The following is a 19,856-nucleotide window of genomic DNA, read 5'->3' on the forward strand; positions in this document are numbered from 1 at the left end:
AGTCGATAGTCCGGGCCTGTCAACACCAAGGGACGCAAAACAACGGATCTTTCGGGGCAAGATCGAGGGGAATCTGGCTCCTGAAGCGTCCGCGCAGAGTCGCGACGCGTCATCGAGGTGTCGACGAGGAGGAGCGCAGAGTGCTGTCGGACGCGTTTCCGAGATGCATCGGAAAAGCTTACGGAGACGGGGGCATGCGGCCCGTCGAACCGGCTGGGGTCGTCAACTCGATTCGCGGCGCCAACCATCGCGCTGAAGGCTGATTCTCTCGTCCATGAATCGAGGATTCTCGATCAGCTCCCGAGCGCGATCGCGAGACGAGCCGCGGCGGGAAATATACGTGAAGCAGTCGATCATGTCCCTGCAACCCCAATTTACGAGCTCCTGCCGGTAGCAGGACAGACCGTTGTCCGCACAAAGGTCATCGACGATGTCTGCAGAGACCGTACTTCCTCGCCAATGTTTGTTCTCGATCGAGAAGCCTTGGCCATCCGATCGTTTAAATGCGGCCATGTTCGAATGGTGAAGAAAGGCAACGCCTTCGGATCGGAGTACTCGTGACAGCTCTTTAACATAAGACGCCATCACGTCAAGCTCAACGTGAACCAGAGAGTCGAAGGAGAAAACGAAATCGACGGAATCTGACGGAACTCCGGTTAGTAATCGGCCATCATTGACGACGTAGCTAATGTGCTGCTCTGCAGAGAAGCGTCGTTGGCAAGCTTCGATGCAGCGCTCGGTCAAGTCGACCAGCGTCATCGCTCTGCATTGATCCTTCAAGTACTGAGTCATACGCCCGTAGCCGGGGGCGATCTCGATCAGATTGCCGACGGGCAATAAGGTTTGAATGCGTGGAAGAACGGCGCCGAACCATAGATTGTCGCTGCCTCCCCAGAGCTCTGACCACTCATCCCCCCCCTTGTCCCAATCGTAGTGGGACCAGTGCTTGAGGTTTTCTTCAGTTGTTGGCATAAGTACTCCGGTTCGGTAGCAGTCCGTGAAGGGAATCGGTGAACCCTAAATAAAACGCCTCATCGAGCTCTTGGTTCGGCGTCAATGGCATCCGGTATCGCGCAAAATGACCATTTGCACAGCGGCGTTATTCGTGCACCGACAAAACGTCGCCCTCGGACAATAGTCTTTGGTGCCTTGTGTTTCAACGTGACTGATTCGCCGCGGCGAGCCGGTCGAGGCGCAGGCGCTGGCGCTCGTCAAACAAACGGCGCGAACCGATCCAGACGGCGGCCATCGAGCCGAGCCCGGTACCGGCGGCGATGAGGAACATGATGAGAAGCTGGTACTTGGCGGCTTCCATCGGCGGACTGCCGGCGAGGATCTGGCCGGTCATCATGCCGGGGAGGCTGACCAGGCCGGCGGTGGCCATGGCGTTGATGATGGGGATGAGGCCGGAGCGCAGGGCGTCGCGACGCACCTCTTCGATCGCGTCGTCCCAAGTGCCGCCGGCGAGCAGGCGTGCCTCGATGCGTCCGCGTGCATCCCAGGCCTGGCGGGTCAGGCTGTCGAGCGCGATGGCGATCCCGCTCATGGTGTTGCCGAGCATCATGCCGAGCAGCGGGATCAGATACTGCGGCTGATACCAGGGCTCGACCCCGATGATGACCGTCAGGGCGAGTAGGGTGACGGTGAAGGCGGACAGGAACATCGAGAGCGCGCCGATCCCGTAACCCCAGACGCCCCGGTACCGTCGCTTCTGTCGCTGCATCACTTCGTATCCGGCGACCGAGAGCATCACCAGGGCCATCAGTCCGATCAACGGCAGACTGGTCTGGGCGAAGAGCACCTTCAGCACCAGCCCGACAAGCATGAGCTGGACCGTGCTGCGTGCGGCGGAGACCAGGACGCGCCGCTCGATCCCGAGGCGCAGTCGCCAAGACATGCCGGCGAGCAAAAGGACCAGGATGGAGGCCAGTCCCAGATCGAAAGGGCTGAGATGGATGAGGGTCACGCTTCGGGCTCCAAACGCTCGTTGCGGATGATCAGCGAGCGCCCGCCGATCCGGCGGCGTTGCTCCGGATCGTGGCTGACCCAGAGAACGGCTGCGCCCTGCGCCTTGCGATAGGTCTCGACGACGGACTCAACGCGTGCGCTGTTGCTCGGATCCAGGTTCGCGGTGGCCTCGTCGAGCAGCAGCGCTTCGGGTGTCTGTGCGAGCAGGCGCACCAGGGCCAACCGCTGACGCTCGCCGGTCGAGAGGCGCGTGACCGACCAGCCGAGAACATCGGGTGCGAAGCCGAGACGATCGAGCCAGTCGGTCATGGTCGACGGATCCGGCAGGGCGGGGTGGTTCGAGACGCGGCCGGGCGGGCGGCGCAAGGGTTTCGGCAGACGCGGTAAAGCCGGACGAAGCAGTGAGGAGGGCCGGGACACCGGCTCCGGCGCGGCGCGGTCCGCGTGCGTGCTTAAGATGCTCGGCAGATGCTCGCCGACGCTTTCCGCCCACCAGAAGGCTTCCGCAGGCAGAAGACCGACCCGCCGACGCCAAGTCGCAGGGGCGATGCGCGAGCGTGGTTCTTCGCCGAGCCAGACCTCGCCCTCGTGCGGATCCAGGTCGGCGACGGCGCGCAGCAGGAGACTCTTGCCCGAGCCGGACGGGCCCGACACGAAGACCAGCTCACCCGCAGCGAGCGTGAGGTCGAGCGGTCCGAGCGCCCGCGACCGGATCCCCTCGAGTCTGAGTCCGGACATCGGCGCTCCCGCCATCAACGCCGACGAAACATCAGGTCGCGGACCCGATGGCCGAGGCGTTCGCCGCGTTGCTCGAAGCGGGTTAGGGGACGTGACGCCGGGCGGGGCGAAAAACTCCCGGGTCCGGCGAGATTCTCGAAGGTCGTGGAAGACGCCTCAAGGATCTCGAGCATCTGCTCGGCGTAGGGTTCCCAATCGGTTGCTGCGTGAAAGACGCCGCCCGAGCGGAGCGCGCGCGCGAGCAGCCCGATCAGCTCCGGTGTCAGGATCCGACGCTTGTGATGGCGGCGTTTCGGCCAGGGGTCGGGAAAGAAGAGCTGAACACGGTCCAAACTGCCGGGGGCGATGCCGCGGGTGAGCACCTCGACCGCGTCGTGCCGAATCAGCCTTAGATTGGTCAACCCGCGTCGCTCGATCTCGAGCAGCAAATGCCCCACGCCGGGACGATGGACCTCGATCCCCAGCCAATTGCTCTGCGGATCCTGCTCGGCCATCTCGGCAAGTGAATCGCCGTTGCCGAACCCGATCTCGAGGACGACGGGGTGTGCGTCGCCGAAGAGTCCCGCGAGGTCGATCGCCGTGTCCGGCGTCCACTCCACCCCGTAGAGCGGCCAGAGGTCTTGAAAGGCGCGCTCCTGCGCCGAGGTCAAACGACCTTCGCGCAGGACGAAGCTACGAATGGGACGCAGGAATTTGGGCGTTGTCTCGGCCGTCATGAGGTCCTTACAACTGGCCTCTCGGCCGTCCACGCGACGACCGCTTTCGCAGTCGAAGCGCTCTAATCATTGGATTCAATCATTCTGAACCGCGTCCGGCACGAACCTCGCTCGCAGCCTTCGACGCTCGCCCCGCAACGACCATCCCGTTCCGCTCGAGACGCGGTTCAGGGCTGGAAGAACAGGCCTTCCATGGGCGAAGACGCCGAGGCGAACCGCTTCGGTGCCATGCGACCGGCAAGGTACGCTTCGCGCCCTGCCTCGATCCCCTTGCGCATGGCGCTGGCCATCAGGATCGGGTCGCGCGCCGCGGCGATCGCCGTATTCATCAGCACGCCGTCGCAGCCGAGCTCCATCGCTACGGCGGCATCGGACGCGGTGCCGACGCCCGCGTCGACCAGGATCGGGACGTGCGCGTTCTCGACGATGGTGCGGATATTGAGGGGGTTGCGGATACCGAGCCCGGAGCCGATCGGCGCCGCGAGAGGCATCACGGCGATGCACCCGATCTCTTCGAGCTGTCGGGCGACGATCGGGTCGTCGTTGGTGTAGACCATGACCTGGAAGCCGTCCTTGACCAGCTCCTCGGCCGCCTTGAGCGTGGCGATCACGTCCGGGAAGAGCGTCTTCTCGTCGCCGAGGACCTCGAGCTTGACCAAGTTGTGCCCGTCCAACAGCTCGCGCGCCAGTCGGCAAGTCCGCACGGCGGTCTCGACATCGTAGCAGCCTGCCGTATTGGGCAGGATGGTGTAGCGCTCGGGCGGCAGGATATCGAGGATGTTCGGTTCGCCGGGGGTCTGGCCGAGGTTGGTACGCCGCACCGCGACCGTGACGATCTCGGCGCCGCTCGCCTCGATGGCCCGAGCGGTCTCGGCCATGTCTTTGTATTTTCCGGTGCCGACGAGGAGGCGGGAGCTGTACTCACGTCCGGCGAGGGTCAAGCGATCGGGTGCGGTGGTCTCTGTGGGCATGGATGTCTTGGCCAAGAAAGATTCAGGATAAGGGTTGCGGAGCGATGATCCTAAGGCGAATCATCCGCCGCCGACGGCGTGGATGATCTCGACCTGATCGTGCGGTGCGAGTCTGCGCTCCGGAAAACGGCTTCGTGGAACCAGCTCGGCGTTGACCTCGACGGCCAAGCGGCGGTTGCCGAGCTGAAGCTGCTCGATCAGCTCGGCCATGGTGATTGCGTCGTCCACCTCGGTGGCCGCGCCGTTTACGATGATCTGCATTCGGACCCGCCCCTCAACGAACGTGATTGGCGTCTTGGCCGAGCATCTCGGGCGTGACGAGGGTGACGCCGCCCTCGCTGACGTAGAACCCGGCCTTACGGTCCGCTTCCTGATCGAGCCCGATCACGGTTCCCTCGTCGATCTGGCAGTAGCGATCGATTACCGCATTGCGGATCGTGCAGTTTCGGCCGATCACGACATCCGGCAGGATGACCGAATCCTTCACGTACGCATAGGAGTTCACGCGCACGTTCGAGAACAACAACGAATGACGCACCGTGGAGCCGGAGATGATGCAGCCGCCGGAAACCATCGAGTCGACTGCCATACCGCGTCGATCCTCGTCGTCGAACACGAACTTCGCCGGCGGCAATTGCTCTTGATACGTCCAGATCGGCCAGCTCTTGTCGTAGAGGCTCAGCGGGGGCGTGACGCCGATCAGCTCGAGATTTGCCTCCCAGAAGGCGTCGAGCGTTCCGACGTCCCGCCAGTAGGCCTGCTCGCCGCTGCGCGGATCGCGAAAGGTATGTGCCATGACGCGGTAGTGTTTGATGACCGCGGGGATGATGTCCTTGCCGAAGTCATGCGAAGAGCGCGGGGTGTCGGCGTCCTTGATCAGCTGCTCGAAGAGAAAACCGCGGTTGAACACATAGATGCCCATCGAGACGAGGCTCTTACCCGGCGCTCCGGGGATGGATTCGGGTTCTTTCGGTTTCTCGGCGAACTTCAGCACGCGGCCCTCGCCGTCGACCGACATGACGCCGAACTCGCTGGCGCGCTCGGTGTCCATCTCGAGGCAGCCGACCGTCATATCCGCGCCGGATTCGACGTGGTAGGCGATCATCGCGCCGTAATCCATCTTGTAGATGTGATCGCCGGCAAGCACGAGGATGTAGTCCGGATTGTGATCGCGAATGATATCGAGGTTTTGGAATACAGCGTCGGCTGTCCCCGCGTACCAGGCGGTCTCGGCAACACGCTGCTGAGCCGGCCATAATTCCACGAATTCGCCGAATTCACCGCGCAAGAACCCCCACCCCTTCTGTATATGCAGAATGAGTGAATGCGCCTTGTATTGTGTCAAGACGCCGATGCGTCGAATTCCCGAGTTGATGCAGTTGGAGAGCGGAAAATCCACGATTCGGAACTTTCCTCCGAAAGGAACGGCCGGCTTGGATCTCCACGCTGTCAGGTGCATCAGGCGCGAGCCCCGTCCTCCGGCCAGGATCAGCGCCAGGGTATTGCGGGTCAGGCGGCTGACGAACCGGGGATTCGTTTGGGGCATAAGTCCTCCTGTTGTCGTCTAGACGAGGGCATTAGAGTAGTCCCCCTTATGTTAACATCAAGACGGTCCGAAGCGTCGGCGCACTGCCCTGCGGTCGGGTAATCCCCGCGCCGCGCAGCGGGCCGTTGGTCCCGACGAGACCCCCGAACCTGTCCGCCCGTCTGCTGCCGACCCGCAGATTCTGGGTGTGGCGCCGCGATATCGAACGGTTTCCGTGACAGCGCCGATCAGCGGCGACATCGAGAGCCGACAGCGAAGGAAATACTTCAGAATGGCAACCGCGACACAGCAAGCCCCCAAGGTTCCGGAACCCTTGCAGCGCATTATCGAGGCGCGTCACCACGACCCGTTCGAGGTCCTCGGCCGGCACCTCGAAGGCGACCGGGCCGTTGTCCGCGTGTTCCTGCCGGGCGCCGAGTCGGCCACCCTGGTCGAAGCGTCCGAGCCCTTCGCGCGGATCGAGGGAACGGATTTTTTTGTTTGGGAGGGTCCGGCGTCCAAGGTTCCCGAACGGTATCGCATCGACTGGAGCGATGCCGCCGGTCAGCGCCACGTTCATCACGATCCCTACTGTTTTCCTCCACAGCTCCCGGATTTCGATCTCCACCTTTTCGGGGAGGGCAGACACTGGCACGCCTATCGGTTTCTGGGCTCGCACCTGACCGATGCCGACGGCGTGTCGGGCGTGCAGTTCGCGGTCTGGGCGCCGAGCGCCGAGCGCGTGAGCGTGGTCGGAGACTTCAACCGCTGGGATGGACGCGCGCACCCGATGCGTGTGCGCGGCGGCACAGGTGTTTGGGAGTTGTTCATCCCGGGGATCGGGCAAGGCGGCTTCTATAAGTACGAGATCCGAGATCGCGCGACCAACATCCACGTCAAGATCGATCCTTACGCGCAGGCCTTTCAGGAGCGCCCGCAGACGGCCGGGTTCATCTGTCCGGAAAGTCGTTTCCGCTGGGCCGATCAGGCTTGGCTCGCGGCACGGGCCGACTCGGATTGGCAGCATCGGCCCTTTTCCGTTTACGAGGTCCATCTCGGGTCCTGGCAACGCGGCGAGGACGGCGACTTTCTCAATTATCGGGTTCTTGCAAAGCAGCTCGCGGACTACGTGACCGAGCTCGGCTTTACTCATATCGAGCTTCTGCCCATTACCGAGCATCCCTTGGACGCTTCCTGGGGCTACCAATGCACCGGATATTTTGCGCCGAGCGCCCGCTTCGGCTCGCCGGACGATTTCCGCTTCTTTGTCGATTATCTGCATCGTCGCGGGATCGGCGTTCTGCTGGACTGGGTGCCCGCTCATTTTCCCAAGGACGCCTACGCGCTGGCGCGATTCGACGGCACGGCCCTTTACGAGCATGCCGATCCCCGCATGGGCGAACACAAGGATTGGGGAACCCTGATCTTCAATTTCGGCCGCAACGAGGTGAAGAACTTCCTGTTGTCGAGCGCGCTCTATTGGCTCGACGAATTCCATCTCGACGGGTTGCGCGTGGACGCCGTCGCGTCCATGCTGTATCTGGACTATTCGCGCAATGCCGGTGAATGGATCCCGAACAAATACGGCGGCAACGAGAATCTCGAAGCGGTGGATTTCATCCGCCAACTCAATACCGTGACCCATGAGCAGCACCCCGGCACCTTGATGATCGCCGAGGAGTCGACCGCGTGGCCGGCGGTCTCGCGTCCGACCTATCTCGGCGGTCTCGGTTTCAGCATGAAATGGAACATGGGCTGGATGCACGACACCCTGTCCTATATGCAGAAGGATCCAATCTATCGTCATTATCATCACGATCTACTGACGTTCGGCCTTCTCTACGCCTTCACCGAGAATTTCGTGCTCCCCTTCTCGCACGACGAGGTGGTGCACGGAAAGAAGTCCATGCTGGACAAGATGCCCGGTGATGCCTGGCAAAAATTCGCGAGCCTGCGCCTGCTCTACACCTTTATGTTCAGCTACCCCGGCAAGAAGTTGCTTTTCCAGGGCTGCGAGTTCGCACACGGCGCCGAATGGGACTTCGACGCGGCCATGGACTGGGATCTGCTGGAGCGTCCGCAGCACGAAGGGATCAAGCAGATCGTTTCGGACCTCAACCGCCTCTATCGGGAGCAGCCCGCGCTGCATGAGGTCGACTTCGACAGTGCCGGATTCGAGTGGATCGACTGTCACGACAGCTCCCAATCCGTGCTCAGTTATCTGCGCAAGGACCGCTCCGGCAAGCAAATCGTGGCCGCCGCGTTCAACTTTACCCCCGTACCGCGCACCGACTATCGCATCGGCGTACCCGAGCCCGGCTTCTATCGCGAGGCACTGAATTCGGACGCCGAGCTCTACGGCGGCAGCAATGTCGGCAACCAAGGCGGTGTCGAGGCCGAACCGGTGAGCTGGATGGGACGGCCGTATTCCATCCCGATCGCCCTGCCTCCGCTTGCCGGACTGATTCTGGTGCACGAGCCGGCGTCCGACGACGCGCTCGAAAGCGAGGCCGAGGCTAGGCTTCCCGATGTCGCGCTGACGAGCACCTCGGCCGAGGCGAGCTAGCGGGTCCGAGACGCGTGGAGATCTGGGTCGACGCCGACGCCTGTCCGAATGCCGTGAAGGAGATCCTCTTTCGCGCATCGCAACGGCTCGGAGTTCAGGTGACGCTGGTGGCGAACGGGCCGGTAAGCACGCCGCCCTCGCCCTTGGTGCGCTCGGTGCGGGTCTCCGCGGGTTTCGATGTCGCCGACAACGAGATCCTGAAGCGCCTCGCCGCCGGCGACTTGGTCATCACCGCGGATATTCCGCTCGCGGCCGATGTCATCGAACGCGGCGGCCAGGCCCTGAACCCGCGCGGCGAGCTCTACACCAAGGACACGATTCGCGAGCGCCTGACGATGCGTGACCTCATGGACACTCTACGCGGCAGCGGTATCAATACCGGTGGTCCCCCCGCCTTCGGGCCGCGCGATCGACAGACCTTCGCGAACGCGTTGGACGGTATACTCGCCAAATCCAAACCGCGTTCGGCGTAATCGGCGTGGTTGCCGGTGGGATTGAGCGTGTCGCGATCTACAATGACGGCGAGACGTGATCTGAATGGCTTTTTTCGGATTTCGGGTCGCGTTCTCGAGCGATCGCAGTCGGGAGCGGGCTTAACCCGCGTCGGTCGCGGCGCTCTCGACCCTGCGCGAGGCGGGGTCTCTACTTCACGGCAACGGTGCAGATTACGCTGGGCGCAGCTCGAGGCGTCGGACTTTTCAATGCGTTTGGAGGAATCCTCGGATGGCAGTACTCGTCCTCGGTTTGATCCTGTTTCTCGGAATTCATTCGGTATCCATCATCAACAGCCAATGGCGCACCGATCTGGTCGCGCGATTCGGCGAGATTCCGTGGAAGGCCGTGTATGGGCTCGTCGCCCTGGTCGGGTTTTATTTGGTCGTCTCGGGATACGGGGCCGCCCGTCTCTCCCCGATCGTCATCTACGAGCCGCCGGTCTGGATGCGGCATATCAGCCTCTTGTTGATGTTGCCCGTTTTTCCGCTGCTGCTCGCCGCCTATCTGCCGGGTCGGATCCAGTCCGCGACCAAGCATCCGATGTTGCTCGCGGTGAAGATCTGGGCGACGGCGCACCTGCTCGCGAACGGCACGGCCGCCGATATCCTGCTGTTCGGAGCCTTCCTTGCCTGGGCGGTTGCCGACCGGATCTCGCTCAAGCGGCGCGCGACCCCGACCGTCTACGGGGCACCGCCGAGCCAGGTGAACGACGCCATCGCGATTATCGGCGGCATCGGGCTCTATCTGCTCTTCATGTTCTGGCTGCACAAGCTCCTGATGGGGGTCGCACCGATCGGTTGAGCGGTCTCCAAACGCACGACGGTTTTTTCCACAAGGCCGCTCAAGACCTCTCGTCCAGGAGCGTGAAGCTCACGAATGTGGCGATCAAGACGAAGGTCGCGACACAGCCCGGGCTCGGGCATAGCAGCATCAGGATTGCGGCACCGCTCCAGACGAGCAGGCAGAGCGTGCGCCCTGCTCGGTGTGCGGATGTGGCCTTGCGCCTTTGGAAGGCGGCATAGTCGGCTCGACCGCTACAGAGCCAGTCGATGACGCGTTGGGGCCACCCGGCGATTTGCGAGATGAGCGGAGGCATCGTCGAGTGATCATCGCGAGGCGCCGCGGCGCCTCGTGATGCGGACCGCTCAGAATTTGGTCACGACGACGTTGATACCGTCTTCCTGACCCAAGTCGAAGGTATTGCCGCTCAGCCTGGAGACGGTTCCAATGGTCTCGGCAACATAGGCGGGATCGGCCGCCGCGTTGATGACGAGGCCATTGCCGGAGCCGTCGTCGACCACGAGCGTCGCTGCATCCGGTCTGGTGATCGAGATCCCCTCCGCGGGCGAGAGGACGGTCAGGTCCGCGTTCAGGAAGCGCACCGACAGTGCCGAGGGATCGCGATTGGCCTCGACGAAGGTACCGGCCGCGTCGACCGCCCCGGTCTTGACCTTCTCCACCAAACTCACGGCAGCCGCTCTTGCCTTGCCCGCGATTTCTCGTGCGTTCTCGCTGGTGGCGGCCTCTTTGACCGCCGCAACCGCTTTGTCGAGTTGCTCTTTCCAGTTCATCGTCGTGTCCTCTTGGTGTATGGTCGACCGAAACAGGGATTTGGATGACGACATCGGGCGTGATTCGCCCCGAGCGGCGCTCCCTCGGCGGGCAATTGACGACGAGATCGAAGCGAGAGCCGTCGAGACCCGAGGCCAAGCGCTTGCGTCCAAAAGTATAGGATCCCCTTGACTCCTCTGCCGAGCGGACCGGACAGGCCGAGGCCGAGGCCCGGAGACCCGCGTCGGAGCAACCGAACATGCAGCGCATTCGAGTTCAACACGACCTCTTCGACAGTGCGGAGGAGCAAAAAATTCTCTCCCGCGACAAGCCTCGGGTCGGCGCCGTGGTGACCTTTGTCGGCTTGATGCGCGACTTCAACGAAGGCGCCGAGGTGGTCGCCATGACCCTGGAGCACTATCCGGGGATGACCGAGAAGGCGCTCGGCGCCATTGCCGAGGAGGCCGCGCAACGCTGGGACCTGGAGGACATCAGCATCCTGCATCGTGTCGGCGAGCTGAGACCGCAGGACCCGATCGTGTTCGTGGGTGTCAGCAGTCGGCACCGCGGCGAGGCCTTTCGTGCCTGCGAGTTTCTGATCGACTCCCTCAAGACCCGCGCGCCCTTCTGGAAGAAGGAGCAGACATCGGAGGGCGAGCGTTGGGTCGATGCACGTGTGACGGACGATGCAGCAGCGCGGCGCTGGGCGGAGTGATCGACCGACTGGTTCGAGTGAGCTCGACGTTTGGTGCATCCACGGCCCTAAGCCGGGATGCGGTCTAAAATGATCTATTTTTTATAATCTTAAACCGCGCAGACTCCAGTGGCCGTCAAGGCTGCCGGGGCCGATCCCATCCAAAAACATCGCGTATCGCGCGGGGCGCGGTTTAAGCCCCGAGCATCCCTTGATGCTCGATGAAGTCGAGGATCCTATCGAGTCCCTCGCCGGTGCGCAGATTCGTGAAGACGAACGGCCGCTCCCCGCGCATGCGTTTGGAGTCGCGCTCCATGACCTCCAGCGATGCCCCCACGTAAGGCGCCAGATCGATCTTGTTGATGACCAGGAGATCCGAGCGGGTGATGCCGGGTCCGCCCTTGCGCGGGATCTTCTCGCCCTCGGCCACGTCGATGACATAGAGGGTCAGATCCGCAAGCTCGGGGCTGAAGGTGGCGGCGAGGTTGTCGCCGCCGCTTTCGATGAAGACGAGATCGAGATCCGGGAAGCGGATCTGCAGATCCTCCACCGCGGCCAGGTTCATCGAGGCGTCTTCGCGAATGGCGGTATGCGGGCATCCGCCGGTCTCCACGCCGACGATGCGCTCGGCGTCCAAGGCTTGCGAGCGGATCAGGAACTCCGCGTCTTCGCGGGTGTAGATGTCGTTGGTGACCACCGCCAACTGATAGCGCTCGCGCAGCGCCTTGCAGAGCGCATCCAGCAGCGCCGTCTTCCCGGAGCCGACGGGACCGCCGACCCCGACGCGCAGGGGTGATGAATCGACCATGGTATCTCCTTCAGGAACGAAACAAGCGGGTGTATTGGGTCTCGTGAGCGGAGCTCGCGATCGCCAGGGCCGGGGTCGATGCGCCGATCTCATCATCCGTAACCGCCAGGGCAGCGTCGACCGCACTCGGGATGAGCGTTGCGAGGCGCGCGAGCGTCTGTTGGCCGCGTGTCTGACCCAAGGGTACGAGCTTGATCCCGGCCAGAACGAGATTCTCGAGCCAGCTCCACGTATAGCCCGTCGCTGCATCGCGCGGCTCGATTCGCCATGAAGCCGCGGCGAAGGCGAAGCCGGCGGTCTGACTTCGGGCGAGCTGCGGTTTCCACGCGAGCGCGTCCTCCAGCCCCCACGCGATGATCAGATCGGCGAGCGCGCGTCCGCGGTCCGACTCCTCGCGCCGCAGCTCGGCCGTCTCCCGAGCGGCCAAGAGGCTGTCCACCCAATCGGACATCATCGCTCGATCGCGCTCGAGCGTCGCTGTCTGCATCCGCAGCAACAGCGGGAGGTCCAGGTACGGAAGGCTGCTGCCGACCTGGTCCGCCATCCATGCCTCCAGGTCGTCGGCGTCGCGAATCCAACCGTTCTCGACCGCCCATTCGATGCCTTGCGAATAGGTGAAACCGCCGACCGGCAGCGACGGGCTGACCAAGTGCATCAGGCGCAACAGGCGCAGGGCGTGCTCAGTGCTCGTGTGCATGGCCGGTCTGATCCGCACCCTGACCGCCGTAAGCACCGGACTCCGGCTCGAAGCCTGCGTCCACGAGCCTGACCTCGAGTCCGAGACCGCGCACCATCTCGTCGAGGACCTGATCCTGTCGATAGCTGAGGCGCCCGGGCTCGATCTGCAGAGGCACATGTCGGTTGCCGAGGTGATAACAGGCGCGCGCGAGCAGCAAAGGGTCCGCGCTTTCGACACGCGAAAGATGCTCCGATGCGGCAATGACGCGTGCGACCAGGCCGTCCTCGGCGATCAGTGCGTCCCCGTGATGCAGAAGGGTTCCGCGGGGCAGGAAGAGTCCTGCCTCCCGACCGTCGTCGAGCATGACGCGCAGCCGACAGCGAGTACGCTGCTCCAACGTGAGCGTGAGTGTCACGTCCGCGGGGATGTCCGCGGCGGTCGTGCGGATGAAGCGGATCAAGGGTTCGGATTGCGGCACGGCTTCGCCCCGGTTGTGGTTAAGACTGCGTTCCTCGCAGGTGGCTGTCGATCGGTACGCGGATGTCGTCGATCAGGGGTCGACCCGGATCACGGCGCCGTCGCCGGTCTGCACGTCAAGCTCGGGAAGCGGATCCTGCGATGGATGGACCCGGATGTCGCCAGAGTCGATCCGGACCTCGACCCGATCCCAATCGTTCGCGACGATCCCCATGACGACCTTGGTGTCCTTCTCCGTGAAGATCCCTTGATGGCTGATCCGATAGGTCAGCATCCGACCGTCGTTGGTCAATTCGGACTCGACCTTGCTCCAGGGCAGCCCGAATCCGCGCGCCTCCAAGCGCATCTCGGCCGTGCGGTGTGCACCGCCCGGCCAGAAGAGGATCACGTAAGCCTGATCGGCGACCAGGCGCAAGACCTCGGGCGGCGGATCGAAATCGCCCGGCCGGACCCATTGAATCTGGACGTTCTTCAGCGGTGTCGCCAACAACATGGCCCCGATCATCAGGGTTGCGACGAGCGCATACACCGTCGCCGTGACCTTCGGGCGCCGCAGCTCGGGCATGGGGGAGGGTGGTGACGCGGCCTCCGCGGCCTCTCGTCGCGGGATGCGCAGGACGAAATAATAGAGTCCCCAGGCAATCCCGTAGGCGATGACCCCGGACCAGATCACGTCCGAGACGAAGTGATCGCCCGCCGCCATGCGCCCGATCCCGAGCAGGGTGCCGAAGACGAGCGAGCCGGCCAGCGCCGTCCAGGCGAGCGCCGGCCTGCGTCTGCGCCAGATGATGAAGAAGACGCCGAGCATGTAGCCGATCGAGCTGTGTCCGCAGGGGAATGACTTTCCGTCGCCCTCGCGGGAGACCGCAAGCGGAGGAACGTAGTCGCGGGTCCCGCCGAGCTGCTCGATCTGGTGCGGTCGAGGCCGCCCCCAGTTGTCCTTGAAGACACCGTTGACGATGAGGCCGGGGCCCAGGATGGTCGCGACGATCAATAGGATCGCGTAACAACGCAGCCGCCTGAAGGACTGCCAAACCGCCCCGGCGCCGAGCACGAGCAGCCCGCCGAGCATGACGAAGCCGGTCAGGAGCGGCGAGGCGACATAAAGGAACGACCACAGCGGTGCTTGGGCCTCGTACCAAGGGTCGTCCGCCTCCGGATGATAAAAGAGCGCGGCGGCCTGAATGTCCAGATCGGTCAGCCAAAAGGGGAGGGTGCCGAGCAAGGCGATCAGCAGCAGTGCGATGCCTTGCGGGAGCCAATCCCGGCGCGATGCGGTGGTTTGCGACATGGGCCCTTTCCGATGTCTCAATCGAGGCGCTTCAGCCAGAACACCATCGGCTTGGGTGTCTCCTCGGCCTCGTCGAGATCGCGCCAAGAGAAGGTCGTGCGCAACTGCGGTTGTTTCACGAATCCCTGTTTCGCCCAAAGACCGTCGAGCGGGCGATAATCAGCCGGACGTCGCGGGTGATCCGCGGGTCGCTCCACGGCGCAGAAACAGGCGAAGTCGAATCGGCCGAGCCTGCGGGCGTGGGCCTCGCGCTCGTCGAAAAAGCGCCGGCCGAGCCCTAGCCCTCGGTACTCCGGCAGCAGGACCGATTCACCGTAGTAGAACACCCGCTCGGGCGCATAGCCGTGCGTCGTGAAGGGCTCGATCACGTTCGGCGTCTCGGCTGCAAGCGGCAGCGCGCTCGAGGCACCCACCACCCGAGCGCCGTCGCGCACCAGTACGACGAGTCCGTCCGGTGCCTCGGCATAGGTCCGCAGATAGCACTCTTCGTATTCCGCGTCGCCCGCGTAGAGATAGGGGTACTCACGGAAGACACGGATGCGTAGGCGCGCGAGCGCCGGCAAGTCGGCGATCAGATCCGCTCCGGTGCGGCACTCGACATGCAACTCGGACATCGGGAACCCTCTTTTCGCCTCTCTGGTTCGGACCGCTCCGGCGACGGCAATCGTGCGTGCCGGTCTTGGCGACATCTTCGATGCGGCATCATATACCGAGCACGCGGGGATGTTTGAGCGGCGACCCTGATGAAGGGTTCATGGCACGCCTCCGCAGCCAGCAGAACCGTCATCCCGTTGTCGCGGGACCGTAATACCTCATCCCCATAATCGGGAATTTTAACCCGATCAGGATCTCCGTCTCATGTCGTTTAAGACCGTCTCCCGACTCACCGCCGGCTGCGCCTTGGCGCTCGGTATCGGCGCTCCGGCCCTCGCGGGCACCCACGCATCTCAGCCGACAATCGCCATGACGCCGCTCGGCACCTACGACGCCGGTGTGTCCGGCGAATCGGCGGCGGAGATCGTGGCTCACGACCCCCGGACGCAGCGCCTATTCGTCGTCAACGCGCAGAGCGGCAACGTCGACGTGCTCGACATTCGCACCCCCGCGGCTCCGCAGCTCCTGTTCAGTGTGAGCCTCGGCGGAGTCGTCAACAGCGTCGATGTTCACAAGGGGCTGATCGTCGCCGCTGTCGAAGCGGATCCCAAAACGGATCCGGGCAAGGCGGTCTTCTTCAACGCCGAGGGGAAGATCCTCGCGTCCGTCGAGGTCGGTGCGCTGCCGGACATGGTGACCTTCACGCCGGACGGCAGGCGGGTGCTGGTGGCCAACGAGGGCGAGCCGAACGACGACTACACGGTCGATCCGGAGGGCTCGGTCAGCATCATCGATCTGCCCCGCAACATTCGCAGACTCGCGCAGGATGACGTGCGAACGGCCGATTTCCGCCCATTCAACGACGCGACTCTCGACCCCTCGATACGGGTCTTCGGTCCGAACGCAAGCGTGGCACAGGACTTCGAGCCCGAGTACATCACGGTCGACAAGGGCTCCAAGACCGCTTGGGTGTCGTTGCAGGAGAACAACGCCGTCGCCGTCCTGGACATCAAGGCCGGTGACTTTACCGCGGTGCATGGCCTGGGCTTCAAAGACCACCGCGTGGCGGGGAACGAGCTGGACGCCAGCGACCGCGACGGCGAGATCAACATCCTCGACTGGCCGGTCAAGGGGATGTATCAGCCGGACGCGATCGCGAGGTACGAGCACCGCGGACGGACCTACATCGTGAGCGCCAACGAGGGAGACGCGCGCGACTATGACGGCTTCAGCGAGGACGCACGCGTCAAGAATATCGATCTGAATCCAGAGGTCTTTCTCAATGCGGATGTCCTGCAGGCGGACGAGAATCTCGGCCGATTGACCGTCACGACGGCCCTGGGTGTCGATCCGAAGACGGGGCTGCACGACGAGATCTACGCGTTCGGCGCCCGCTCCTTCTCGATCTGGAGCGCCGATCTGGAGCAGGTCTACGATAGCGGTGCGGATTTCGAGCGCAACACCGCGGACGCCTATCCGGAATTCTTCAACTCGGACCACGAGGAGAACACATTCGACAACCGCAGCGACAACAAGGGTCCGGAGCCCGAGGGCGTGACCCTGGCTAAGCTGTGGGGTCGCACCTATGCCTTCATCGGCCTGGAGCGCATCGGCGGTGTCATGATCTACGACGTCACCAATCCCTTCGCGCCGAGCTTCGTCGAGTACATCAACAACCGCGACTTTAATGCAGAGCCGGGCACGCCGGAGGCGGGCGATCTGGGCGCCGAGGGTTTGACGGTGATCGAGGCGTCGAAAAGCCCGATCCGCGGGGTGCCCCTGTTGGTCGTTGCCAACGAGGTGAGCGGCACGACAACCCTGTTCCGCATCGAGCGGGTCTGGCGGTAGGACGCTGGGTCTTTTGGCCCGGCCTCGAGAGCTACGGTGATCGTCGCAGGCGACGATCACCGCATGTATTCGCGCATCTCGGCAATACACGGGCCGGTAGGTCAAACGAGCGAGAGCGCAGCCCACCGATAAGGGTGCGAAGCTGTGCGAGTGGGGCACATCTGTGCATCCGACAGTTCTCCGACATCCAATTGACCCGCGGGACGAGCGCCGCGCGCCCTCGCATCAGGGCGCCGCGCCGAGCTCGCGACTCCGGTCACTTGGGGTGTGCGGTCTCTCCAACGTCAGAGTGGCCTGGCGGACACCGCGGCCGAAGAGACCGCTGACCTCGAAGTTCAGGCCGTTCCACCGGACCGCATCCCCGAGCACGGGCGGGCGGCCCAACTCGCTCAGGATCAGCCCGGAGACCGTGTCGATCTCTGGGTGCTCGAGCTCGCGCCCGATCAGATCGCCGAGTGTATCCAGGCGCACCGTCCCCTGGACCTGGTAGCCCGTGCCCACCGGCAAGACATCCGGGACGTCCTCGACACCCTCCTCGATATCCCCGACGGCCTCGGCGCAGATGTCTTCCATGGTGAGGATGCCTGCGGTCCCGCCGTGCTCGTCCATCACGACGATCATCTGGTTATGCACCCGGTCCATCGCGGCCAGGACATCGTCCAAGGTTGCCGTTTCGGGCAGGTAGGCGGTCTCTCGGACCACTGCGGGATCCAGTCCCGTGCCGGCGCGCAGCAGAGCCATCAGATCCTTGATGTGGACGGTGCCGATGATCTGGTCGAGGCTGCCCTCGAAGACCGGGTAGCGGGTATGGCGATGCCGATGCAGGATCTCGCGGAGCATAGCGTCGGTTGCGCCGACCGGGATCCCGCTGGCGCGCACCCGCGGCACCATCGCCTGCACGGCCGCGATCTCGCTGAAATCCGCAAGCTCGAGAAAGATCCGACCGCTCTCCTCGCTCAAGAGGCCGCTCTCTTGGCTCTCGCGGGCGAGCGATTCCAGCTCGTCCTGGCCCAGATAATGGGCTGCGCTGCGTCCGCGCTTGAAACCGACCAGGCCAAGCAAGAGGTTGCCGGTCAGATTGAGCAGGCGGACCAAAGGGAAGAGGATCAAGCCGATCACCAACATCGGCGGTGTGACCCACATGGCAATCGTCATGGGCCGGGTCAGCGCAAGTGCCTTAGGGACCATCTCGCCCAAGACGATATGCAGATAGGTGATTGCCGTGATCGCCAGAACCGCAGCGAGCCCGTGCGCCGTCACGAGCGCGCCCGGGTCGGGGAATCCCGCGAGAAGAAGCCATTCTTCGAAGAACCCGGCCAGGGTGTGCTCACCGTACATCCCCAGACCCAGGCTCGCGAAGGTGATGCCGAGCTGGGCGGTGGCGACATAGCGATCGAGTCGCGCCGGGTCGTCGAGGATACCGGCGATACGCCGCGCGAGTGCATCGCCCGCCTCCGCCCGCGCGGCCATCGCGGCGCGCGAGGTGCCGATGATGGCGAACTCCGCGGCGACAAAGAGACCATTGAGGGCCACAAGGGCCATGACGACGATCAGGACGATCCAGAGCTCATGCATGGCCGTCCTCCGATGCGCCGCCGACGACCCGGATCAAGACGGACACGATCGCCGGTCCGTCCATCGCCTCGATCTCGAACGCAAGACCGGACACGTCGAGACGTTCGCCCGTCTCCGGGATGGTCCCGAGCTGTTCCAACAACCAGCCGGCGAGCGTCTCGGCGTGACTCGTGTCCCAGACGGCCGGGTCCGTATAGGGGCGGGCCCAGTCGATCGCTTCGTCGAGGGGGAGGCGTCCGGGCAGGCGCCAACGGTCCTCGTCAAGCTGCTCGGGGGCGAGCTCGCTGTTGGACTTGAACTCGTCGGACAGCTCGCCGATCAGCTCGCGCACGATGTCCTCTAGGCTGATGAGGCCCTCCACGTCGCCGTATTCGCTCACCACCAGTGCGATCCGGGCGCGTCGGTCACGCATCTGGCCCAGCACCCGATCGAGCGTCAATCGGTTCGGCAGCGCCAGAAGCGGGCGGACCAAGGATTGCAAGGCGACGATCTCGCGCCCGCCGGCCGTCGCAATGGCCAGATCTTTCACATGGATGAAGCCGCGCACGTTGTCGAGCCCGCCACGGTGCACCACCAAGCGGGTGTAGGGCGATGCGTCGATCTCGGCCAAAAGCTCGTCGAGCGGTGCGGCCAGATCCAGACTCGCGATCTGTCGCCGCGGGACCATGAACTGGCGCACCGTGTGTCGCCCGAGGCGCAGCACCTCGCGCAGACGTTTGCTCGCCTTGGGCTCCAGCATCCCGCCTTCGCTGCTCTCGCGAATCAGCAGCTCGATCTCGTCCGGAGAATGGACATGCCGATGGCTGACCTCCGGGTCGATGCCGAGCCTCCTGAGAATCAGGTTGCCGCTCCCGTTGAGCAATCCGATGAAGGGGTAGAACACGACCAAGGACCAGCGCATCGGCAGATAGGTGTATATGGCCGTTCCGACCGGATATTGGAGCGCCACCGTCTTGGGGATCAGCTCACCGAGGACGACCTGGGTCGATGTCAACACCACCAGCACGATGGTCGCCGACAAGGCATAGGCGCCCACCGTTTCCATCCCCCAGTCCGAAACCAGAAGCGCACCGAGCGCAAGGGCGATCGTCGCCTGGCCGAAGGCGCCGAGGATCAGGCTGGAGAGTGTGATCCCGATCTGGCAGGTGGCGATGTAGCGATCCAGGCGCGTCGTATCCTTGACGATGGGCAGGAGTGCCGCGGCGAGCCGATGACCCTGGCGGGCAAAGTGCTCGACGCGACTGGCCCGCGCTCCCACGATCGCGAACTCGGCCGCGACATAGAGTGCATTGATCAGGATCAGAAGGCCGACGACGAGAAACATCCAGACGCTCATCGGGCGGCTCCTACAGGGCAGGGA

21 protein-coding genes are annotated in these 19,856 nt (G+C 63.8%); 5 read left to right on the forward strand and 16 right to left on the reverse strand.

Features of this window, described 5'->3' with window-relative positions:
• Positions 1-222 precede the first annotated feature (222 nt).
• From THIMADRAFT_RS12945 to glgC, 7 genes are all read right to left on the reverse strand, one after another.
• Positions 223-972: a class I SAM-dependent methyltransferase gene (locus THIMADRAFT_RS12945; protein ID WP_007193500.1), complete on the reverse strand. Its 750-nt coding sequence runs from the start codon at positions 970-972 to the stop codon at positions 223-225.
• A 184-nt stretch (positions 973-1,156) separates the two neighbouring features.
• A complete protein-coding gene (locus tag THIMADRAFT_RS12950) occupies positions 1,157-1,966 on the reverse strand; it encodes an ABC transporter permease (RefSeq protein WP_007193501.1) in 810 nt (269 codons plus the stop codon).
• Complete coding sequence (locus tag THIMADRAFT_RS24790) at positions 1,963-2,706, reverse strand: ABC transporter ATP-binding protein (RefSeq protein WP_007193502.1); 744 nt, start codon at positions 2,704-2,706, stop codon at positions 1,963-1,965. Before THIMADRAFT_RS24790 ends, THIMADRAFT_RS12950 begins: the two co-directional genes overlap by 4 nt.
• Before the next feature lie 14 nt (positions 2,707-2,720).
• Positions 2,721-3,422 (reverse strand): tRNA (guanosine(46)-N7)-methyltransferase TrmB, encoded by a 702-nt coding sequence (gene trmB, locus THIMADRAFT_RS12960; RefSeq protein WP_007193503.1) that lies wholly within the window; start codon positions 3,420-3,422, stop codon positions 2,721-2,723.
• A gap of 167 nt (positions 3,423-3,589) precedes the next feature.
• Positions 3,590-4,393 (reverse strand): thiazole synthase, encoded by an 804-nt coding sequence (locus THIMADRAFT_RS12965; RefSeq protein ID WP_007193504.1) that lies wholly within the window; start codon positions 4,391-4,393, stop codon positions 3,590-3,592.
• A 60-nt stretch (positions 4,394-4,453) separates the two neighbouring features.
• Positions 4,454-4,654: a sulfur carrier protein ThiS gene (gene thiS / locus THIMADRAFT_RS12970; RefSeq protein ID WP_007193505.1), complete on the reverse strand. Its 201-nt coding sequence runs from the start codon at positions 4,652-4,654 to the stop codon at positions 4,454-4,456.
• Between the two features lie 13 nt (positions 4,655-4,667).
• Positions 4,668-5,939, reverse strand: a complete 1,272-nt coding sequence (gene glgC / locus THIMADRAFT_RS12975; RefSeq protein ID WP_007193506.1) for a glucose-1-phosphate adenylyltransferase — start codon at positions 5,937-5,939, stop codon at positions 4,668-4,670.
• A 271-nt stretch (positions 5,940-6,210) separates the two neighbouring features.
• Here glgC and glgB point away from each other — a divergent pair, with 271 nt between their 5' ends.
• The 3 genes from glgB to THIMADRAFT_RS12990 all read left to right on the forward strand — a co-directional run bounded on the left by glgB (position 6,211) and on the right by THIMADRAFT_RS12990 (position 9,780).
• Positions 6,211-8,484, forward strand: a complete 2,274-nt coding sequence (gene glgB, locus THIMADRAFT_RS12980) for a 1,4-alpha-glucan branching protein GlgB (protein WP_007193507.1) — start codon at positions 6,211-6,213, stop codon at positions 8,482-8,484.
• Positions 8,485-8,498: 14 nt separating this feature from the next.
• A complete protein-coding gene (locus tag THIMADRAFT_RS12985) occupies positions 8,499-8,957 on the forward strand; it encodes a YaiI/YqxD family protein (RefSeq protein WP_007193508.1) in 459 nt (152 codons plus the stop codon).
• Positions 8,958-9,207: 250 nt separating this feature from the next.
• Positions 9,208-9,780, forward strand: a complete 573-nt coding sequence (locus THIMADRAFT_RS12990; RefSeq protein ID WP_007193509.1) for an NnrU family protein — start codon at positions 9,208-9,210, stop codon at positions 9,778-9,780.
• A gap of 40 nt (positions 9,781-9,820) precedes the next feature.
• Here THIMADRAFT_RS12990 and THIMADRAFT_RS12995 read toward each other — a convergent pair whose 3' ends face one another.
• Entirely contained in the window at positions 9,821-10,075 is a 255-nt protein-coding gene (locus THIMADRAFT_RS12995; protein WP_007193510.1) for a hypothetical protein, read from the reverse strand.
• A 49-nt stretch (positions 10,076-10,124) separates the two neighbouring features.
• Entirely contained in the window at positions 10,125-10,550 is a 426-nt protein-coding gene (locus tag THIMADRAFT_RS13000; protein ID WP_007193511.1) for a hypothetical protein, read from the reverse strand.
• A 239-nt stretch (positions 10,551-10,789) separates the two neighbouring features.
• Here THIMADRAFT_RS13000 and moaE point away from each other — a divergent pair, with 239 nt between their 5' ends.
• Positions 10,790-11,245 carry a molybdopterin synthase catalytic subunit MoaE gene (gene moaE, locus THIMADRAFT_RS13005; protein ID WP_007193512.1) on the forward strand — a complete coding sequence of 152 codons (456 nt, stop codon included), beginning with the start codon at positions 10,790-10,792 and terminating at the stop codon, positions 11,243-11,245.
• Between the two features lie 172 nt (positions 11,246-11,417).
• On the opposite strand, the gene ureG is transcribed toward moaE, so the two are convergent.
• The 5 genes from ureG to THIMADRAFT_RS13030 all read right to left on the reverse strand — a co-directional run bounded on the left by ureG (position 11,418) and on the right by THIMADRAFT_RS13030 (position 15,093).
• Positions 11,418-12,032: an urease accessory protein UreG gene (ureG, locus tag THIMADRAFT_RS13010; RefSeq protein ID WP_007193513.1), complete on the reverse strand. Its 615-nt coding sequence runs from the start codon at positions 12,030-12,032 to the stop codon at positions 11,418-11,420.
• Positions 12,033-12,042: 10 nt separating this feature from the next.
• Complete coding sequence (locus THIMADRAFT_RS13015; RefSeq protein ID WP_007193514.1) at positions 12,043-12,729, reverse strand: urease accessory protein UreF; 687 nt, start codon at positions 12,727-12,729, stop codon at positions 12,043-12,045.
• Entirely contained in the window at positions 12,713-13,171 is a 459-nt protein-coding gene (gene ureE / locus THIMADRAFT_RS13020) for an urease accessory protein UreE (protein ID WP_040731428.1), read from the reverse strand. The genes THIMADRAFT_RS13015 and ureE overlap by 17 nt, the downstream gene beginning before the upstream one ends.
• Positions 13,172-13,261: 90 nt before the next feature.
• The gene (locus THIMADRAFT_RS13025; protein WP_007193516.1) at positions 13,262-14,479 is read right to left on the reverse strand and encodes a phosphatase PAP2 family protein; all 1,218 of its coding nucleotides are present in this window, start codon (positions 14,477-14,479) and stop codon (positions 13,262-13,264) included.
• A 17-nt stretch (positions 14,480-14,496) separates the two neighbouring features.
• Positions 14,497-15,093, reverse strand: a complete 597-nt coding sequence (locus tag THIMADRAFT_RS13030; protein ID WP_007193517.1) for a GNAT family N-acetyltransferase — start codon at positions 15,091-15,093, stop codon at positions 14,497-14,499.
• 244 nt (positions 15,094-15,337) lie between these two features.
• Here THIMADRAFT_RS13030 and THIMADRAFT_RS13035 point away from each other — a divergent pair, with 244 nt between their 5' ends.
• Positions 15,338-16,921, forward strand: coding sequence for a choice-of-anchor I family protein (locus tag THIMADRAFT_RS13035; RefSeq protein ID WP_007193518.1), 1,584 nt, complete (start codon positions 15,338-15,340; stop codon positions 16,919-16,921).
• A gap of 225 nt (positions 16,922-17,146) precedes the next feature.
• Here THIMADRAFT_RS13035 and THIMADRAFT_RS13040 read toward each other — a convergent pair whose 3' ends face one another.
• Together THIMADRAFT_RS13040 and THIMADRAFT_RS13045 are read right to left on the reverse strand one after the other, a co-directional pair.
• Positions 17,147-18,496, reverse strand: coding sequence for a hemolysin family protein (locus THIMADRAFT_RS13040; protein ID WP_007193519.1), 1,350 nt, complete (start codon positions 18,494-18,496; stop codon positions 17,147-17,149).
• Positions 18,489-19,832, reverse strand: coding sequence for a hemolysin family protein (locus THIMADRAFT_RS13045; protein WP_007193520.1), 1,344 nt, complete (start codon positions 19,830-19,832; stop codon positions 18,489-18,491). The genes THIMADRAFT_RS13040 and THIMADRAFT_RS13045 overlap by 8 nt, the downstream gene beginning before the upstream one ends.
• Positions 19,833-19,856 lie beyond the last annotated feature (24 nt).

This window comes from Thiocapsa marina 5811, from assembly GCF_000223985.1.
Lineage (GTDB): Bacteria > Pseudomonadota > Gammaproteobacteria > Chromatiales > Chromatiaceae > Thiocapsa > Thiocapsa marina.

Excerpts from the sequence above, each read along its gene's own strand:
- moaE (WP_007193512.1), top strand. The coding sequence starts at position 10,790 with ATGCAGCGCATTCGAGTTCAACACGACCTCTTCGACAGTGCGGAGGAG.
- THIMADRAFT_RS13015 (WP_007193514.1), bottom strand. The coding sequence starts at position 12,729 with ATGCACACGAGCACTGAGCACGCCCTGCGCCTGTTGCGCCTGATGCAC.
- glgB (WP_007193507.1), top strand. The coding sequence starts at position 6,211 with ATGGCAACCGCGACACAGCAAGCCCCCAAGGTTCCGGAACCCTTGCAG.
- trmB (WP_007193503.1), bottom strand. The coding sequence starts at position 3,422 with ATGACGGCCGAGACAACGCCCAAATTCCTGCGTCCCATTCGTAGCTTC.
- THIMADRAFT_RS12990 (WP_007193509.1), top strand. The coding sequence starts at position 9,208 with ATGGCAGTACTCGTCCTCGGTTTGATCCTGTTTCTCGGAATTCATTCG.
- THIMADRAFT_RS13035 (WP_007193518.1), top strand. The coding sequence starts at position 15,338 with ATGTCGTTTAAGACCGTCTCCCGACTCACCGCCGGCTGCGCCTTGGCG.
- thiS (WP_007193505.1), bottom strand. The coding sequence starts at position 4,654 with ATGCAGATCATCGTAAACGGCGCGGCCACCGAGGTGGACGACGCAATC.
- THIMADRAFT_RS24790 (WP_007193502.1), bottom strand. The coding sequence starts at position 2,706 with ATGTCCGGACTCAGACTCGAGGGGATCCGGTCGCGGGCGCTCGGACCG.
- THIMADRAFT_RS12995 (WP_007193510.1), bottom strand. The coding sequence starts at position 10,075 with ATGCCTCCGCTCATCTCGCAAATCGCCGGGTGGCCCCAACGCGTCATC.
- ureG (WP_007193513.1), bottom strand. The coding sequence starts at position 12,032 with ATGGTCGATTCATCACCCCTGCGCGTCGGGGTCGGCGGTCCCGTCGGC.
- THIMADRAFT_RS13045 (WP_007193520.1), bottom strand. The coding sequence starts at position 19,832 with ATGAGCGTCTGGATGTTTCTCGTCGTCGGCCTTCTGATCCTGATCAAT.
- THIMADRAFT_RS13040 (WP_007193519.1), bottom strand. The coding sequence starts at position 18,496 with ATGCATGAGCTCTGGATCGTCCTGATCGTCGTCATGGCCCTTGTGGCC.
- glgC (WP_007193506.1), bottom strand. The coding sequence starts at position 5,939 with ATGCCCCAAACGAATCCCCGGTTCGTCAGCCGCCTGACCCGCAATACC.
- THIMADRAFT_RS13025 (WP_007193516.1), bottom strand. The coding sequence starts at position 14,479 with ATGTCGCAAACCACCGCATCGCGCCGGGATTGGCTCCCGCAAGGCATC.
- THIMADRAFT_RS12945 (WP_007193500.1), bottom strand. The coding sequence starts at position 972 with ATGCCAACAACTGAAGAAAACCTCAAGCACTGGTCCCACTACGATTGG.
- THIMADRAFT_RS13000 (WP_007193511.1), bottom strand. The coding sequence starts at position 10,550 with ATGAACTGGAAAGAGCAACTCGACAAAGCGGTTGCGGCGGTCAAAGAG.
- THIMADRAFT_RS12965 (WP_007193504.1), bottom strand. The coding sequence starts at position 4,393 with ATGCCCACAGAGACCACCGCACCCGATCGCTTGACCCTCGCCGGACGT.
- THIMADRAFT_RS13030 (WP_007193517.1), bottom strand. The coding sequence starts at position 15,093 with ATGTCCGAGTTGCATGTCGAGTGCCGCACCGGAGCGGATCTGATCGCC.